Genomic DNA, 14,429 nt, shown 5'->3' on the forward strand with positions numbered 1-14,429 from the left:
TGCTTCTTATCTCGCCACCGCGGCCCGGCGCAGCCGGTCATTGATCGCTTCACCCAGGCCTTCTTCGGGGATCGTCATCACCGCGATCGCTCGCGGTGCTTTCGCATCAAGCGCTCGAAGATAGCCGAACAGATTGGCCGCGGCCTCATCGAGGTCAGCCGTGGGGGACAAATTCATGACAGCGGCGGTCGCCTCCTGGCCAGGCAGGCGATCAGGCCCGAACGCCAGCAGCGCTTCATCGGCGGCAACGTCCCGCGCATCGAGCCGCACATGGGCGCGCGGCGCGTAATGCGAGGCCATCATGCCCGGCGCCAGCAGCTGGCTGTCGTCGCTCTCGGTCTCTACGGGCGCTCGCGCCAAGGGCATGCCCAGCACGGCCTCGACCCGCTCGCGCGACAGCCCCCCGGGCCGCAGCAGCATCGGCGCCTCGAAGCATCCGACGATGGTCGATTCCACGCCCACCGTAACGGGCCCGCCGTCGATGATCAGGTCGATCCGCCCGCCAAGGTCGCTCGCGACATGCGCGGCCAGCGTCGGCGAGACGTGGCCGGAGATATTGGCGGAGGGCGCCACCACCGCGCCGCCAAAGGCGCGAAGGATCGCTTCCGCCACGGGGTGGGCGGGCATGCGGATCGCGACCGTGTCCAGGCCCGCCGTGGCGAGATCGGAGACCGGACAATCGTCGGCCTTCGGCACCACCAGCGTCAACGGCCCCGGCCAGAACGCTTGCGCAAGCTGCAACGCGCGCGCGTCGAACCGCCCGATCCGCCGTGCCGCGGCGAGATCTGCGACGTGGGCGATCAGCGGATTGAAGGCTGGCCGGCCCTTGGCGGCATAGAGATGGGCGATCGCGGTCGCGTTCGCCGCGTCCGCGCCGAGCCCGTAGACGGTCTCGGTCGGAAACGCGACCAGGCCGCCGGCAGCCAAAGTCCGGGCGGCGGCTTCCGCGCCGGCTTGGCCGGCCGGCAAAATCGACGTTTCAAGACCGGTTTTCACAGGGACAAAATTCCTCATAACGGCCGCTTGCGGTGCGCCAAACCCGACGCTATAAGCCGGCCTCTTGTCGGAGTGTGGCTCAGCCCGGTAGAGCACTGCGTTCGGGACGCAGGGGTCGCAGGTTCGAATCCTGCCACTCCGACCATCATTTCAATGGCTTGCCCAGCCTCGCGCGAGGACCGGACCGCGCTCTTCTGCCCCATTTGCTCGCAAAATGCACGCACCGTCTTGCTGTCGCGGGAAGCAGCCATGTCGCCGTGTCTGGGCAACGGCGACCATTCTTTCCTCCCCTTCCAGCCCGGCTTGATCGTGTCGGGCTTCTCCAAGGTCCCGCTTTTTGGTGTGCCTGTTGACCTCACGCACGTTGGCTCGACCGCGCCGATGGCGTTGCTCATGTAGTCCGGCGCGTAGGGAGGTTGCGCATCGCCGTCTTGGATCTCTTGGTTTGGATTCGGCCGGGAGGATTCAAACGAAATTGCAGGAAAGATTCGGTCTCCAGATCTTCCGCCGAATCGACTCTGCTGCTGGTGTTATGATACCTAAGGGGTCGTTGGTTTGGTGAGCAGGCGCACGAGAAGCGAGCGCAGTCCCGGTGCGCCGAAGCCCGGGCGCCCAGGGATTACGGATTGGGCCACGGCAGCTTGATCCCGTACGTCATCAATTGCGATCTCTGCTTGATAAGGACATCGAGAAGGCGACGCTTAGAGCCTTAGCCCGTGTGCCGGGCTACTCTTTCCAAAGCGCTTCGCTGCCGAAGGAGCCAATCGTTCGAAGTTGGATATGCGCTCTCGAAAACATCGAGCGCATCGAGGACGACGCGGACGAACCACGTCGAATACGTGAGGCAACTGCGTTCAGTGCCCGTTGCACGCGCATCGCGACCTTGCTCCAGCACTTTCTCGAAACGGGGGAAGATACCGCCTTCCTTGCCCATGTTCAGCGCAGTGAAGACCCGCACCGCGTCGTCGCTGCGATAAACGAGGAGATCGATCTTGCGCCTGGCGATCTGACGAGGGGCGTGAGACCGCACAGGGCATCAGCGCGCCGCCGGCGGCAAACTTGGCCGACCGCCGCTCAAACCACAGGCTGCAAAGGATATCACGCCTTGGCTAGGCGTCGGAGCCGGTCACCTGGTCCCGTGTATGAACGCTTGCATCTCCTCGAGCGTCAGCTTGCCATCTTTGTTGCTGTCCATCGCCTTGAAAAGTCGTTCGTGAGCTGCCTGAAATTCCTGCAGTGAGATGGTCCCATCGCCATCGGCGTCCATCAGAGCGAACATCATACGCATCATAAAAGGTGGTCCCATCGCGCTCCCACCCATCATGCCGCGCCCCATCACGCGTCCCTCCATCATTCCGTGCCCCATCATGCTGCCTTGCCCCATCGTGCTCGCGCCTTCATGGCCGCTGGGCTGGGATTGCATTTGTGGCTGATCTGGCTGGGGCGTCATTCGGTCCTGTGCAGTCGCGCCGACCACGCTGCACGTCAGGATGAGAGCGGATATTGTGAGCCTTGGAATGCGCGTGTACATTTCGAACCTCCTCCGAAACGTGTCGCCTGCCTCATTAAGTTCGGCACGAGTGATATTGATCCTCATCCCGGCTTTCGCTTACGCAGCCCTCGCACACTACGACGTGTGCGGGACCGCTGCATTGATCCCCCTCAATGCCAAGGCAGCCTAACGGGCGATGATTTGACGGGCATGGAGGCCTCGCAGGCCTTATGAGCAAGGAAATCCGCTATGGGAGAGCCGCGCAACCGGGTTGTTCGGGTCAGGTGCCGTCACCGCGGACAAGGCATTGTCTTCATTTCTGCGGCCGCTTCACCCGAGGCTCGCATTGAATCATCGGAATTTGATCTGAATCATGGAGTTTGGTCCGCCAACGCTTAAAGCGTGGGCGAGCCTTGTCAGACAAGGGGCATTTCAACGGGAAGAACTCCAGGGATCATTGATGTGAGCAACCTTGCAAGGATTGAACGCGACCCGAACTACCAGGAGCTTGTGCGCCGGCGTTCGTCGCTGGGCTGGACGCTGTCGGTGATCGTGCTGGTCATCTATTTCGGCTTCATCCTGCTGGTAGCCTACGCTCCCAAAGTGTTGGGCATTCCACTCGGCAGCGGCGTGACAACCATCGGAATCCCCATAGGCTTGTCCGTCATCGTGCTCGCCTTCGTGCTGACGGGCATTTACGTGCGTCAGGCGAATTCCAGCTACGATGTACTGATCCGCAAGATTGTTGAGGAGAACCGCTCATGAAGAAGTTCTCGTCGGTGCTGGTGATCCTATTCACAAGCATCCCCACGCTCGCGCTTGCCGCTGGCACCATCGAGGGTGGCTCCAGGCAGCCGACCAACTGGTCAGCGATCGGCATGTTCGTCGGGTTCGTCGCGCTCACGCTTGCAATCACCTATTGGGCCGCAAAACGGACCGCGTCGGCTGCGGACTTCTACTCGGCCGGCGGCGGAATTACCGGGTTCCAGAATGGTCTTGCAATTGCCGGCGACTATATGTCGGCGGCTTCATTCCTCGGTATCTCCGGCCTCGTCTACACCTCCGGCTACGACGGCTTGATCTACTCGGTCGGCTGGCTCGTGGGCTGGCCGATCGTCACGTTTCTGATCGCCGAGCAGCTGCGCAATCTCGGCAAGTTCACCTTTGCCGACGTCACGTCGTTTCGGCTGGGGCAGACCGACATCCGTATCCTGGCGGCGTGCGGCTCGCTGGTGACCGTCGCGTTCTACTTGATTGCCCAGATGGTCGGAGCCGGCAAGCTCATCCAGCTGTTGTTCGGTCTGGATTACTGGATCGCAGTCGTACTGGTCGGCGGCCTGATGATGATCTACGTGACCTTCGGAGGGATGAAGGCGACAACCTGGGTGCAGATCGTCAAGGCCGCATTGCTGCTCTCGGGCGCAACCTTCATGGCCGGAGCTGTCCTCTACAAGTACGGGTTCAGTCCCGAAAGCCTGTTCACCAAGGCAACCGAGGTGCACCCCAAGAAGCTCGCAATCATGGAGCCAGGCAGCCTTATTTCGAACCCGCTGTCGGCAATCTCGCTCGGCCTGGCGCTGATGTTCGGGACGGCCGGCCTGCCGCACATCCTGATGCGCTTCTTCACCGTGAAGGACGCTCAGGCGGCCCGTAAGTCGGTGTTCTACGCCACAGGCCTTATCGGATATTTCTACATCCTGACCTTCATCATCGGCTTTGGCGCGATCACGCTGGTTTCGACCGACGCGATGTTCCTGGACGGGACCATTCTGGAAAAGACCAAGAGCGGCATCGCGGCGATCAGGGGCGGCTCCAACATGGCCGCCATCCATCTCGCCAGCGCGGTCGGCGGCAATCTGTTTCTGGGCTTTATCTCGGCCGTCGCCTTCGCCACGATCCTAGCCGTCGTGTCGGGATTGGCCCTGGCCGGGGCATCGTCCATCAGCCATGACCTCTACGGCATGGTGATCAAGGGCGGGACCGCCAATGAGCAGGACGAGATCCGTGTCTCGAAGATCGCGACACTGGTTCTGGGCGTGTTGGCCATCTTCCTCGGCATCGTATTCGAGAATCAGAATGTAGCCTTCATGGTTGGCCTCGCTTTCGCCATCGCGGCGTCCTGCAATTTCCCCGTGCTGGTGATGTCGATTTTCTGGAGGGGCCTGACGACGCGGGGAGCGCTGGTCGGCGGCTTCCTGGGTCTCGTCAGCGCAGTCGTCGGGGTCATTCTCTCGCCGGCCGTCTGGGAGGTCACGCTGGGCTTCGCCAAGGGGTCCGCGCCTGTCAAGCTGGACAATCCGGCCTTGTTCTCGATGGCGCTGGCGTTTGCGGGTATCTGGCTGGTCTCCATTCTGGATCGCAGCAAGCGGGCCGCGCTCGACCGCGACGGTTTTGATGCACAATATGTTCGGTCGCAGACCGGTATCGGAGCTGCCTCGGCGACTACTCACTGAATAAGGCCGGGTCGACGGCGCTTGGCGCCGGCCGGGTCACCGGACCGGCCGGTGCCATCTTTCGATGGTCGATCGTCAGGCCTCTGGATTGTCTGCATCCTCGGAAGACCGAAATGCCCAAGGCATTCGATATCACCAACCCTCCGTTCGATCGTCTGACGCCGCACGAGGCCGAAACATTGCGGGCGGCGCTCGATATAGGCTACTTCAGCCCGGGAGAAGCGATCATCAGCAGGGACGCTCCGGCGGATGCCCTCTATGTCGTGATCAAGGGCACGGTCGAGGAGCGGAGCGAGGCGGATCTGCTCGCGCTGCTCGGTCCCAAGGACACGTTCGACAGTCGCGTGCTCGTTCACGACCACAACGGGCACCACTTTCTCGCCCGCGATGAAACGCTTTGCTATATAATCCCCAAGGCCGTCGCCCTCAAATTGATCAAGGCCAATCCGCGATTTGCGGCTTTCTTCTACCGCGAGATCTCTCAGAAGCTGGATGAGCTTGCCAATGACGAGGAGGCGAAGCGTTACGGCTCGCTGATGCACGCCAGGGTCAGCGAGCTGTTTCTGCATCCTCCATCGTTCGTGGCGGCGAGGGACACGGTTGAAGCCGCCGGTCACCTGATGCACGAGATCGACAGCAACGCGCTGTTTGTTCGGGATGGCGAGCGGATCGGCATCATAACAGGCATGAACCTGTCAAAGGCGGTCGTGTTGCGGCGCCAGCCGATCCAGACGCCCGTGGGCGAGTTTGCCAATTTCGACATCGTGTCGGTCAGACCCGACGATTTCGTCTCTTCGGCCCTTCTACTGATGACGAAACACAATAAGCGGCGTCTCGCCGTGCACGATGGCGAGCGGTTCGTCGGTATTCTCGAGGACATCGACCTCCTTGGATTTCTGGCAGGTAGCGCCCAGGTCGTCGCCGGCCGCATCGATCGCGGCTCCAGCCTGCAGGATCTGGCGATCGCTGCGCGCGAGATCGAGGCGCAAACGCGGGCGCTGCGAAGGCAGGGCGTCAAGGTGGAGGTGATCGCGGAGATCGTTTCGGACCTCAACCGGCGCCTTCTCTCCAGACTGTTCGAAATGGTCGCGCCCGCCGAGCTGCGGACCAGCGGTTGTCTGATCGTCATGGGCAGCGAGGGCCGCGGCGAGCAGACGATGCGCACCGACCAGGACAACGGTCTCATCCTGGAGGGACCGGCCGAAAGTGCGACACTGGAGTTCTTCCGGAACGAGTTCTCGGGTGCGCTGGAGAGCTTCGGTTTTCCGCCCTGTCCCGGTGATATCATGGTGCGCAATCCGGTCTGGTCCAGGCCGCTCGCCGACTATCTCGCGGACTTTCGCCGCTGGATCGTACTTCCAGACCAGACCGCGCACATGAATGTAGCTATCATCTATGATGCGCAAGCGATCGCGGGCAACGCGCAACTGCTTGATAGCGCCAAGACGGCGCTGATCGACATGATCCGAGGCGAGCAGGCGTTCCTGGCCCACTTCGCTCGCGCGGTCGACGCCTTCGAGACACCGATCGGCCTCTTCAACAACCTGATCACGTCCGAGGGCACGGGAGACGCGCTCGATCTCAAGAAAGGCGGCATCTTTCCCATCGTACACGGCGTTCGCAGCCTGGCGCTCGGACAGGGCCTGCACGAGACCTCCACCGACAAGAGAATCTCCCGTCTATGTGACCTGGGCGTGCTGCGAACCGACTTTGGACGCGACTTGAACCAGGCGTTTCGATTCCTGCTGATGCTCCGGCTCGACGGGCAGCTGGCTGCGTCGGCCGGCGCGTCGGGTACTCTGGTGAGACCGGCGCATTTGTCCAGTATGGAGCGTCAATTGCTGCGCGACGCGCTCCATGTGGTGAAGCAGTTTCGCGAAATTGTCCGTCATCATTTCAAGCTCGGCATATTTTAGAATGCTGCCACGTGCAATCAAGCGGCTGCTCCACCAGGCGACCCTGAGCGACCAGTCGTACCGCTTCATGTTCGGTCGAGCGCCAGACGACGAGTTCGTCGTCATCGATTGTGAGACGACCGGTCTCAATGTGCGGAAGGACGACGTCGTCACGATTGCCGCAATCAAAATCCGCGGCAACCGTATACTGACCAGCATGCACTTCGAAGCCGTAGTCCGTCCCGACAGGGAGATGGGAGCAGAGGCGATCAAGATCCATCGTTTGCGTCGGTCCGATGTCGAGGCAGCGCCAATCGTCTGGAAAGTTCTGCCGAGTTTTCTGCACTTCATCGGGACGCGTCCCCTGATCGGCTACTATGTCGATTTCGACATCGCTATGCTGGACAAGTACATTCTTCCGCTGGTGGGAATCGAGCTGCCTAACGAGCGTATTGAAATTTCGCGGCTGTATTACGAGCGCAAATACGGTGATGCCCCTCCCAACACGTCAATCGACCTCTCGTTCGCTGCGATCCTCCGTGACCTCTGCATTCCTCTGCTGGAACAGCATGATGCTTTCGACGATGCCTTGATGACTGCGATGATGTTCTTGCAGTTACGCGACCTGGCCAAGCGGGGCGTGCGGATCGCGCGCCAACGCTCCAGCCCGGTTTTCAATCCGACCGGGGCGTGACCAGGGCTCGGTGCGCCGGAGCCGGGATGTAGAGTGTTCGTTGCTGGCCGCGAAGCGGACGGAGGCAGTATGCCTAAGAAGCTGACTTCAGATGACCAAGGTTCGCTCCGATGCCTCGTGAGCGCGGCAGCTCGACGATCTCGTCGGTTACCTGAGTGAGCGGATGTATTCGGCCAAATCCGATATTTCTGATCGCTGGAGCGACAGGCTTGGCATATTGGGGTGCGGCTTGAGCAGCAGGAACGCGAGTTTGTTCTGATCGAACTCGGGCGTTCGCGCGATTTGGCTGAATGGCGGCGCATGGTCGATGGCAATCGTCTGGCCGGACTCGACGACATGACAGATTGAGCACCAGCGTTTTGCGATGTCCTTGCCGTGTTGGGGATCGGCCACCGCGGATTGCGCCAGAATCGCGAACACGAGGAATACGACGAAGGAAGATTTGAGTGCTTCGGACATGGCAGGTCTTTTACGTTTCGGCTAGATGGCTTATCAGCCCTTCTGCATTTGGCCGGCGTATTCGCTATCAGGAAGCCTATGGCCAGAGAAAACGCGGCTACTTTCGTTCGGCTTCAGCCTCTTGCTCCAGCCGCAGAATATGTGCGCGTAGCGCGTCGAACCGCTCTTCGGCAACATCGCTGAACAGCGGATCCTTGAGACCGGTTTCCGCCGAGGCGATCTCGGTCCAATCCTGCGGCTTGAGTGCATTGAGCGCCGCGGGAAAGAAATCGCGATCTTCCATCATCACGTGGCGGCGCTCGTGCGCAATGAAATCGCGAACGATGAGATCCACATTTTCACGAAGGATTTCCTGATCTGCGAGTACGCCGTCGACCGCGCGAGCGACGCGGCGTAAAAGCTGGGCCCCTTTCTGGTGTTCGCGAGCCAGATCACCGACCTTCGCAGCAGCAGCTGGATCGCGTGTTTTTAGCTTGGCAAAGACGCGGTCTTCCTGGGGATGGTGATACACTTCCGGGTAGACTTCGAAATAACTGATCACCCCGCGAATGACCTCGTAGTCGGGACGTTCTCCGCGGTCGAACACCTCGAGTTCCCGCTCGAGGATGGCGAGCAGCGTCTCGATATTGCGATGCTCTCGGGTTAGGCGTTCGATGATCATGGCAACACTCCACTGAGTGAACCCTTTTGAAGAATGATCCTCTCGCCCGTATCTGCTTTGCGACAGATCAAATATGGTCAGATTTGGCATGCAGCCACGAACGGTGAAATGAGTTTCGCCAGGGCAAAGGCTCGGCGAGCGAAAGCGCTGGCGGAAGCCGCTGCTGCTTAGCACGCGATCAGGTCGGTATGTCCAAATCCCCTTGAGTAGTCGAGCAGTGAGACGATCGTGGGTGTCAGGCGAAAGACGCAGATCTCCGAGGTTTTCGGCATGGGGAGATCGAGGCCTTTCTGGTTCGGATATCGCGAGATCAGGAGCCGCAGGGCTTTTTCGAACTCGGCGGGATCCGTTACGAGATTCGCGCGTGCCGCCATCGATAGACCCGCGATGTCCATGACCTGGGCGGGATCGTCGTCCACCGTTAGCGAGACCCGATCGTCCCTCGCAAGGTTGGCTGCCTTCTGGCTGTCCGCTCCGCAAAGAAAATAGATGACGAGTCCATCGTTGGCGTAGCCGACGCTAGTCACCTGGGGCCAGCCGTCAGGTCGTACCGTAGCGATCCTCGCGGTCCGGTGCTGGTTCAAAAGCCGAAGGATTTTCCGCTTGAACTTTTCGTCCATTGCTCGCCTCCGATTTACAGCAGTCTAGCTCCCGACCCGCGGGCAGGTTTTGAGGCAGGTCAAGTATCGTTGAAGCCGGCCGCCAGGCCTGGGCGCAGTCGGCCCATTCATCGCCCGAGGCGATTGTGCCAATGCTCCGGGAGGAGGCGCTGCTTATTTGGCGGCACGTTTGTCGCAATAGCGGACCCATCCACCGAGCTGATTCGTTGAGCTGCATCAAGCTGGCTTTCAACAGCGGTGACATCGTGCGAGTTGGGAGGACTGCTCTGATGCGCCGATTTGCCCTGAAGGCTCTATTTGCGGCCTTGGCTTTCAGAAGAGCCGAGAAGGAGCGGGTCGATTGGGATCGAAATATTTTGATCTTCTCGACGGCGGTAACCGTCGGGTTGGTTGCGCTCTATGTCTACGGCAAGACAACCTCGCGCTGGTGAACTGTTTCGCGGGAACGACTGCGACGATGCGCATTCACCCGTCGTTGCCGACCTTCCGCTTCAACAGGGATGATGCGGTAGCAGCCCTGGACTGCAGGGAATCAATTCAGGAACCACCCAAGCCGGTACGCAAGTAGCTGCGGAATGAGACCATGTCGTTTGAGCGGGTTCTGCGATGGGCCCTGGTTGCGATCGCAATCGCGGGATTGACCGCGGGTATTCTTGCGCGAGCCGCGGGTCGGCCTGATCTGGCCGGCCTCGCATGGGCAATCGGCACGGCGCCCGTGATAGGAGGACTGGCCGTCTCGATCGTCAGGGACTTGTTGGGCGGCCGCCTTGGCGTCGACGCGATCGCACTCCTTTCGATGAGCGCGGCGCTGGCGCTCGGCCAGCCGCTTGCCGGGGCTGTCGTCGCACTGATGTATTCCGGCGGCAACGTGCTGGAGGAAATCGCAATCGCGCGGGCTGAACACGATCTGCGGTCACTCGTCGATCGTGCGCCGCGCCGGGCACAGCGCAAGACCGGTGAGCGGATCGAAGAGGTTCCGATCGAGGCGGTCTTGGTCGGCGAAGAGCTCCTCGTAAGGGCCGGCGAGATCGTGCCGGTTGACGGCATCGTCTGTTCGGCCACGGCCACTATCGACGAGTCCGCGGTTACGGGGGAGCCGATCCCCGTCGAGAAGACACGCGGCAGCGCCGTTTTTTCAGGTTCGCTGAATGCGGGTGAGACGTTCGAGTTGACCGTTACCGCCCCGGCCGCGGAGAGTACTTACGCTGGTATCGTGCGCATGGTGACGGCGGCACAAACGGCGAAGGCTCCCTTTGTGCGGTTGGCCGATCGCTATGCGCTGATCTTTCTGCCGGTGACGCTCGTCATTGCCTTCCTGGCGTGGCTGATCTCGGGTGATCTGACCCGCAGCCTCGCTGTGCTGGTGGCGGCAACGCCCTGTCCGCTGATTCTGGCCGCACCCGTCGCCTTTATCGCCGGCGTGGCGCAAGCGGCCCGTCGCGGCATCTTGGCCAAGGGCGGAGGGGCACTGGAGGCGCTGGCGCGCGCGCACACCGTGCTGTTCGACAAAACCGGCACCCTTACGGTCGGAGGTGCGCGGTTGCTTTCGGTCGAAGTCGCGCCGGGGGAAAATCCGGACGAGGTCCTCACGCTTGGGGCATCGCTGGAGCAGGCCTCGCATCACGTGCTCGCCAAGACCGTCGTTGCTGCGGCCGTTGATCGCGGCCTCGAGCTGAAAGCGCCGGAGCAGGTCAAAGAGACCATGGGCACCGGCCTGTCTGGCCTGATCGACGGCCGGCAGATAACCGCTGGCTCGCGAGAGCTGCTCCGCTCGAGTGCCGAGCTGTCGCCGTGGGAGCTGCGGGCAATCCGACGCGCATCGTGGCGCTCGGCACTGATCGTCTTTGTTGCCGTGGACGGCCGTGCGATCGGCGCGCTGCTACTGGCCGACGAGCTGCGGCCTGATACGCCGCGAGCGATCCGGCTGCTGCGCGACGCCGGCATCGCGCGATTGGTGATGGTCACGGGCGATCGCGCCGCAGCGGCGCAGGCCATCGGAGCCGCGCTCGACCTCGATGCCGTGCTGGCCGACCGCGTTCCCTCGGACAAGGTCGAGGCCGTGCGCACCGAACAGCGGCTGCATCCGACCATCATGGTCGGCGATGGTATCAATGATGCACCTGCGTTGGCCGTAGCCGATATCGGCATCGCGCTGGGCGCGCGCGGCGCGAGCGCCTCGTCAGAGGCGGCGGATGTGGTGATCCTGACCGATCGGCTTGATCGCGTCGGCGAAGCGATCATAATCGCGCAGCGAGCATGGCGTATCGCACTCCAAAGCATCATTGTTGGGATGGGATTGTCGACAGGGGCGATGGTGGCCGCCACCGTTGGCTGGCTGGGTCCAGTCCCGGCGGCGATCGCACAGGAGGTGATCGATGTTGCCGTCATCCTGAACGCGCTGCGCGCGCTCACTCCAGCTCATGGGAGCACGGGTCGTCGGATATCCGCAGAGCAGGGCCTGGCATTGCATCACGACCATCAGACACTGTTCAGGGATCTCGACCGGCTCCGCAAGATCGCCGATGCGATCGACGATGCGACGCCAGACACCGCGGCGGGCTTGATCGAAGAGGCTCATCGCCTGGTTCAGGGCAGCGTCGTCAAGCACGAGCGCGAGGACGAGCGCAGCGTCTATCCGAAGATTGCAGGGGTGCTGCGTGAACGCCACGGCCTTTCGGCAATGAGTCGCGCGCATCGTGAGATCTTGCACCTTGCGCGGTTGCTCGCGCGGATCTCGGCTGATCTGCCGTCGGAAAAAATCGACCGCTATCTTGTCCGAGACGCCCAACGCGTAATCGAGGCGATCGAAACGCTGGTGCGCATGCATACGGCTCAAGAGGAGGACATTTACGAAGCCGTGGCCGCGCAGTAATCAGTCTGGCGAGCTTTAGGCAGCCCGAGGCCAAGTAAAAGGGCCTTCTTCGTTAGAGCGCGAACTGGCCGAGGACTTGCTACTTTCTCTCCAGTGTTGTTCGGCATCGGCGCACGTGCCGCGCGGCTGTCGCCTGCTACTCTTGCTGAATGCGGCCGAGATAATCGATAATAGCGAGAATGCGTTTTCGCACGACGACTTCCGGGCTTTGCTCTGGTCCAGCCATCTTCCAATAATACGGATCAACATAGTGGGGCAAGTTGACGATGGGGTTGAATCGCTCTCCCCAAACTGGCATTTCACGAGTGCCGTGAGCTGGAATTGTCTTCGATCCATCTATGGTTTCATAAACAGCGTTCGTAGGAAATACGCCGTGGTTGTTCTTGGCCAACATCGTCAAATCGGGAGGCGGTAACTTAAGTTGGTTGCTAACCGGTCCTTTGCCCCTCGCATCCGCACCATGACAGCTGGCGCACGAAGATCGAAATTCTGACCTACCGATGTCGAGGTCTTCAGCCTCGGCTGCGGCGGCGAAACCAGTGGTCAGACTGGCCACTACCAAAAATGTTCCACCAAAGCGTACCATGTCGTGCTCCGACGCAGGCTGGTAAGATGTAAAATATTAGCGGCTTCGCATCCCGACAGTTTTGATTCGCATCAAGTCTGGCTTTCGACTTGAGCTCATAGGTGGTTTGAGATGCGGCGGATTTATGCAGCCGCGAGTGCCTTAACCGCCCCTGTGGGTCGCCAGAGCTCTCAATTGATCTCGCTCAATCCCTTCGCGGCGCTAGAGGCTAAAGTCTTCCAGGAGTCCTGTGAGGCCGATCAAACTCGCTTCAATATCGTACACTCTCTGGCAGGTGAGCTGAATGATGCCCCCCAAATTGACATTGCCCGACTTGGAGGAGCGGCTGCAAGAGTTGCAGGAAGGCGCGCTTGTTCAGATCAGCCGCAGCGACTACGAGCGCCTGTTTGGATTGAACGATGCTGCGCTCGGTCGTCTCCGCAATTTCGCCCGCGGTCACCAATGCGTGGCGAGTTTCGCGGACACTGCCATACTGTTTCATAAGCGTGTCGCGTTGGCGGACGAGGAGCCTGCTCCGCCACAGTAGCGCCATTGGTGATGGCGGTGCTCAGCTTGGGAAATCCGCCGGCTCCATTCGCGTGGACAAAGGCGGGCGTTTCAGGCAGGCGATTTGCCCGTCATCTTGCCGGATTTGCGAGCGATCGAGATTGATCAGGATCAACGACGAGGGTCCGCCAAGCGGTAGGAATCATCGACCTCCGAGGGAGTAGATCCGAATGCTGATACCGCATGGTGCCGTAGTGTTCGTCGGCGACGGACGAAAGGCGCTATTCTTCCGCAACGAAGGCAGCGAAAAGCTCCCGAGCCTGAAGGTGGAGGCTGTCTTCGAGGACGAGAATCCCCCGGCTCACGACCAAGGGAGCGATCGGCCTGGCAGGGTGAGCAAGGCCTTGCATTCAGGGCAGAGAAGCGCCGTGGAGACGGTTGACTGGCACGAGCTTGAGGAGCGCCGCTTTGTGAAGCAAGTGGCGGCTGCCGCGGAAGGTCTTGTGCGCGGCGATCCGTCGACTGCACTGATCATCGTCGCTCCGCCTCGAACCCTGGCAGCGCTTCGGTCGGATTTTCATCGTGATGTGAAGAGACGGATCGTGGCGGAGCTTGCGAAGGATCTCACCAGGCATCCGGTCGGCGACATCGAAAAGCATTTGCTGGACGAGTAGGGCGGGCCGTGTTGGTGCGGCCTCGCGTGAGGTAGCAGCTCCGACTGCCGGCGTTGGCGGTTCCGATGGGAGAGAAGCAATGCGGGCGTCAGATATCATGCGGACCTCGTTCGCAACTGTGAGGCCGGAAGCACCGCTTCTGGAGGCCCTCCATCTCCTTCTCGAGACCAATCAACGTGGCCTGCCGGTTCTCGATCGCGAAGGGGCCTTGGTCGGCATTATTGCCGAAGGCGACTTCCTCCATCGTCGCGAGCTGGGCGTCACTTATCCCGAAGGGTGTTGGCTCGAATGGCTGCTGGGGAAGCAGGAAGGCGAACTGGCTCGCGAGCGAACCAGGGGACTTCGGGTCGAAGCAGTCATGAGCCGTCATCCCGTTTGCGTCGAGGAGAATGCCACGATCGATGCTGTCGTCAAGGAAATGGATGTCTACCAGATCTCGCAGCTGCCGGTGCTCCGCAAGAGAAAGGTCGTGGGTATCGTTGGCCGGATGCAGATGCTCACGGCGCTGGCAAGCTGTCTTGGCAAGCCCGGCAAGCCTTAA

General features: G+C 61.1%; 17 protein-coding genes and 1 tRNA gene. 11 read left to right on the plus strand and 7 right to left on the minus strand.

Going from position 1 to position 14,429, the window contains the following annotated elements; all coding sequences use genetic code 11:
* Positions 1 to 6: 6 nt before the first annotated feature.
* Positions 7 to 996 carry an L-threonylcarbamoyladenylate synthase gene (locus ACVW16_RS27545; RefSeq protein ID WP_456737913.1) on the minus strand — a complete coding sequence of 330 codons (990 nt, stop codon included), beginning with the start codon at positions 994 to 996 and terminating at the stop codon, positions 7 to 9.
* 68 nt (positions 997 to 1,064) lie between these two features.
* On the opposite strand from ACVW16_RS27545, the gene ACVW16_RS27550 reads away from it, so the two are divergent.
* Positions 1,065 to 1,141, plus strand: a tRNA-Pro gene (locus ACVW16_RS27550).
* Between the two features lie 104 nt (positions 1,142 to 1,245).
* On the plus strand, positions 1,246 to 1,395 hold the full coding sequence (locus ACVW16_RS27555; protein WP_456737914.1) for a hypothetical protein: 150 nt from the start codon (positions 1,246 to 1,248) through the stop codon (positions 1,393 to 1,395).
* Positions 1,396 to 1,705: 310 nt separating this feature from the next.
* Here the strand turns inward: ACVW16_RS27555 and ACVW16_RS27560 are convergent, their stop codons facing one another.
* Together ACVW16_RS27560 and ACVW16_RS27565 are read right to left on the minus strand one after the other, a co-directional pair.
* Positions 1,706 to 2,026 carry a hypothetical protein gene (locus ACVW16_RS27560; protein ID WP_456737915.1) on the minus strand — a complete coding sequence of 107 codons (321 nt, stop codon included), beginning with the start codon at positions 2,024 to 2,026 and terminating at the stop codon, positions 1,706 to 1,708.
* A 96-nt stretch (positions 2,027 to 2,122) separates the two neighbouring features.
* Complete coding sequence (locus ACVW16_RS27565; RefSeq protein ID WP_456737916.1) at positions 2,123 to 2,527, minus strand: EF-hand domain-containing protein; 405 nt, start codon at positions 2,525 to 2,527, stop codon at positions 2,123 to 2,125.
* A gap of 423 nt (positions 2,528 to 2,950) precedes the next feature.
* Between ACVW16_RS27565 and ACVW16_RS27570 the strand changes: the two genes are divergently transcribed.
* From ACVW16_RS27570 to ACVW16_RS27585, 4 genes are all read left to right on the plus strand, one after another.
* On the plus strand, positions 2,951 to 3,253 hold the full coding sequence (locus ACVW16_RS27570) for a DUF485 domain-containing protein (protein WP_456737917.1): 303 nt from the start codon (positions 2,951 to 2,953) through the stop codon (positions 3,251 to 3,253).
* Entirely contained in the window at positions 3,250 to 4,941 is a 1,692-nt protein-coding gene (locus ACVW16_RS27575) for a cation acetate symporter (RefSeq protein WP_456702191.1), read from the plus strand. The genes ACVW16_RS27570 and ACVW16_RS27575 overlap by 4 nt, the downstream gene beginning before the upstream one ends.
* A gap of 113 nt (positions 4,942 to 5,054) precedes the next feature.
* On the plus strand, positions 5,055 to 6,857 hold the full coding sequence (locus ACVW16_RS27580; protein WP_456737918.1) for a putative nucleotidyltransferase substrate binding domain-containing protein: 1,803 nt from the start codon (positions 5,055 to 5,057) through the stop codon (positions 6,855 to 6,857).
* Position 6,858: 1 nt separating this feature from the next.
* Positions 6,859 to 7,530, plus strand: a complete 672-nt coding sequence (locus ACVW16_RS27585; protein WP_456737919.1) for a 3'-5' exonuclease — start codon at positions 6,859 to 6,861, stop codon at positions 7,528 to 7,530.
* A 147-nt stretch (positions 7,531 to 7,677) separates the two neighbouring features.
* On the opposite strand, the gene ACVW16_RS27590 is transcribed toward ACVW16_RS27585, so the two are convergent.
* The 3 genes from ACVW16_RS27590 to ACVW16_RS27600 all read right to left on the minus strand — a co-directional run bounded on the left by ACVW16_RS27590 (position 7,678) and on the right by ACVW16_RS27600 (position 9,270).
* Positions 7,678 to 7,989 (minus strand): cytochrome c, encoded by a 312-nt coding sequence (locus ACVW16_RS27590; protein WP_456737920.1) that lies wholly within the window; start codon positions 7,987 to 7,989, stop codon positions 7,678 to 7,680.
* A gap of 97 nt (positions 7,990 to 8,086) precedes the next feature.
* The gene (locus tag ACVW16_RS27595) at positions 8,087 to 8,650 is read right to left on the minus strand and encodes a hemerythrin domain-containing protein (RefSeq protein ID WP_456702195.1); all 564 of its coding nucleotides are present in this window, start codon (positions 8,648 to 8,650) and stop codon (positions 8,087 to 8,089) included.
* A 167-nt stretch (positions 8,651 to 8,817) separates the two neighbouring features.
* Positions 8,818 to 9,270: a pyridoxamine 5'-phosphate oxidase family protein gene (locus ACVW16_RS27600; protein WP_456702196.1), complete on the minus strand. Its 453-nt coding sequence runs from the start codon at positions 9,268 to 9,270 to the stop codon at positions 8,818 to 8,820.
* A gap of 269 nt (positions 9,271 to 9,539) precedes the next feature.
* Between ACVW16_RS27600 and ACVW16_RS27605 the strand changes: the two genes are divergently transcribed.
* Both ACVW16_RS27605 and ACVW16_RS27610 read left to right on the plus strand, forming a co-directional pair.
* Positions 9,540 to 9,701: a hypothetical protein gene (locus tag ACVW16_RS27605; protein WP_456737922.1), complete on the plus strand. Its 162-nt coding sequence runs from the start codon at positions 9,540 to 9,542 to the stop codon at positions 9,699 to 9,701.
* 152 nt (positions 9,702 to 9,853) lie between these two features.
* Entirely contained in the window at positions 9,854 to 12,142 is a 2,289-nt protein-coding gene (locus ACVW16_RS27610; protein ID WP_456738466.1) for a heavy metal translocating P-type ATPase, read from the plus strand.
* Between the two features lie 136 nt (positions 12,143 to 12,278).
* Here the strand turns inward: ACVW16_RS27610 and ACVW16_RS27615 are convergent, their stop codons facing one another.
* Positions 12,279 to 12,728: a c-type cytochrome gene (locus ACVW16_RS27615; RefSeq protein ID WP_456737923.1), complete on the minus strand. Its 450-nt coding sequence runs from the start codon at positions 12,726 to 12,728 to the stop codon at positions 12,279 to 12,281.
* Positions 12,729 to 13,011: 283 nt separating this feature from the next.
* Here ACVW16_RS27615 and ACVW16_RS27620 point away from each other — a divergent pair, with 283 nt between their 5' ends.
* The 3 genes from ACVW16_RS27620 (at position 13,012) to ACVW16_RS27630 (ending at position 14,429) form a co-directional block, all read left to right on the plus strand.
* Positions 13,012 to 13,254 (plus strand): hypothetical protein, encoded by a 243-nt coding sequence (locus ACVW16_RS27620; RefSeq protein ID WP_456737924.1) that lies wholly within the window; start codon positions 13,012 to 13,014, stop codon positions 13,252 to 13,254.
* Positions 13,255 to 13,444: 190 nt separating this feature from the next.
* Positions 13,445 to 13,888, plus strand: coding sequence for a baeRF12 domain-containing protein (locus tag ACVW16_RS27625; protein ID WP_456702201.1), 444 nt, complete (start codon positions 13,445 to 13,447; stop codon positions 13,886 to 13,888).
* 97 nt (positions 13,889 to 13,985) lie between these two features.
* Positions 13,986 to 14,429 carry a CBS domain-containing protein gene (locus tag ACVW16_RS27630; protein WP_456737925.1) on the plus strand — a complete coding sequence of 148 codons (444 nt, stop codon included), beginning with the start codon at positions 13,986 to 13,988 and terminating at the stop codon, positions 14,427 to 14,429.

It is taken from the genome of Bradyrhizobium sp. USDA 4474, assembly GCF_054057515.1.

Bases quoted from the DNA above. Each gene is read 5' to 3' on its own strand.
- ACVW16_RS27585 (WP_456737919.1), top strand. From the start codon at position 6,859: ATGCTGCCACGTGCAATCAAGCGGCTGCTCCACCAGGCGACCCTGAGC.
- ACVW16_RS27605 (WP_456737922.1), top strand. From the start codon at position 9,540: ATGCGCCGATTTGCCCTGAAGGCTCTATTTGCGGCCTTGGCTTTCAGA.
- ACVW16_RS27630 (WP_456737925.1), top strand. From the start codon at position 13,986: ATGCGGACCTCGTTCGCAACTGTGAGGCCGGAAGCACCGCTTCTGGAG.
- ACVW16_RS27595 (WP_456702195.1), bottom strand. From the start codon at position 8,650: ATGATCATCGAACGCCTAACCCGAGAGCATCGCAATATCGAGACGCTG.
- ACVW16_RS27565 (WP_456737916.1), bottom strand. From the start codon at position 2,527: ATGTACACGCGCATTCCAAGGCTCACAATATCCGCTCTCATCCTGACG.
- ACVW16_RS27575 (WP_456702191.1), top strand. From the start codon at position 3,250: ATGAAGAAGTTCTCGTCGGTGCTGGTGATCCTATTCACAAGCATCCCC.
- ACVW16_RS27610 (WP_456738466.1), top strand. From the start codon at position 9,854: ATGTCGTTTGAGCGGGTTCTGCGATGGGCCCTGGTTGCGATCGCAATC.
- ACVW16_RS27600 (WP_456702196.1), bottom strand. From the start codon at position 9,270: ATGGACGAAAAGTTCAAGCGGAAAATCCTTCGGCTTTTGAACCAGCAC.
- ACVW16_RS27555 (WP_456737914.1), top strand. From the start codon at position 1,246: ATGTCGCCGTGTCTGGGCAACGGCGACCATTCTTTCCTCCCCTTCCAG.
- ACVW16_RS27580 (WP_456737918.1), top strand. From the start codon at position 5,055: ATGCCCAAGGCATTCGATATCACCAACCCTCCGTTCGATCGTCTGACG.
- ACVW16_RS27615 (WP_456737923.1), bottom strand. From the start codon at position 12,728: ATGGTACGCTTTGGTGGAACATTTTTGGTAGTGGCCAGTCTGACCACT.
- ACVW16_RS27625 (WP_456702201.1), top strand. From the start codon at position 13,445: ATGCTGATACCGCATGGTGCCGTAGTGTTCGTCGGCGACGGACGAAAG.
- ACVW16_RS27590 (WP_456737920.1), bottom strand. From the start codon at position 7,989: ATGTCCGAAGCACTCAAATCTTCCTTCGTCGTATTCCTCGTGTTCGCG.
- ACVW16_RS27620 (WP_456737924.1), top strand. From the start codon at position 13,012: ATGATGCCCCCCAAATTGACATTGCCCGACTTGGAGGAGCGGCTGCAA.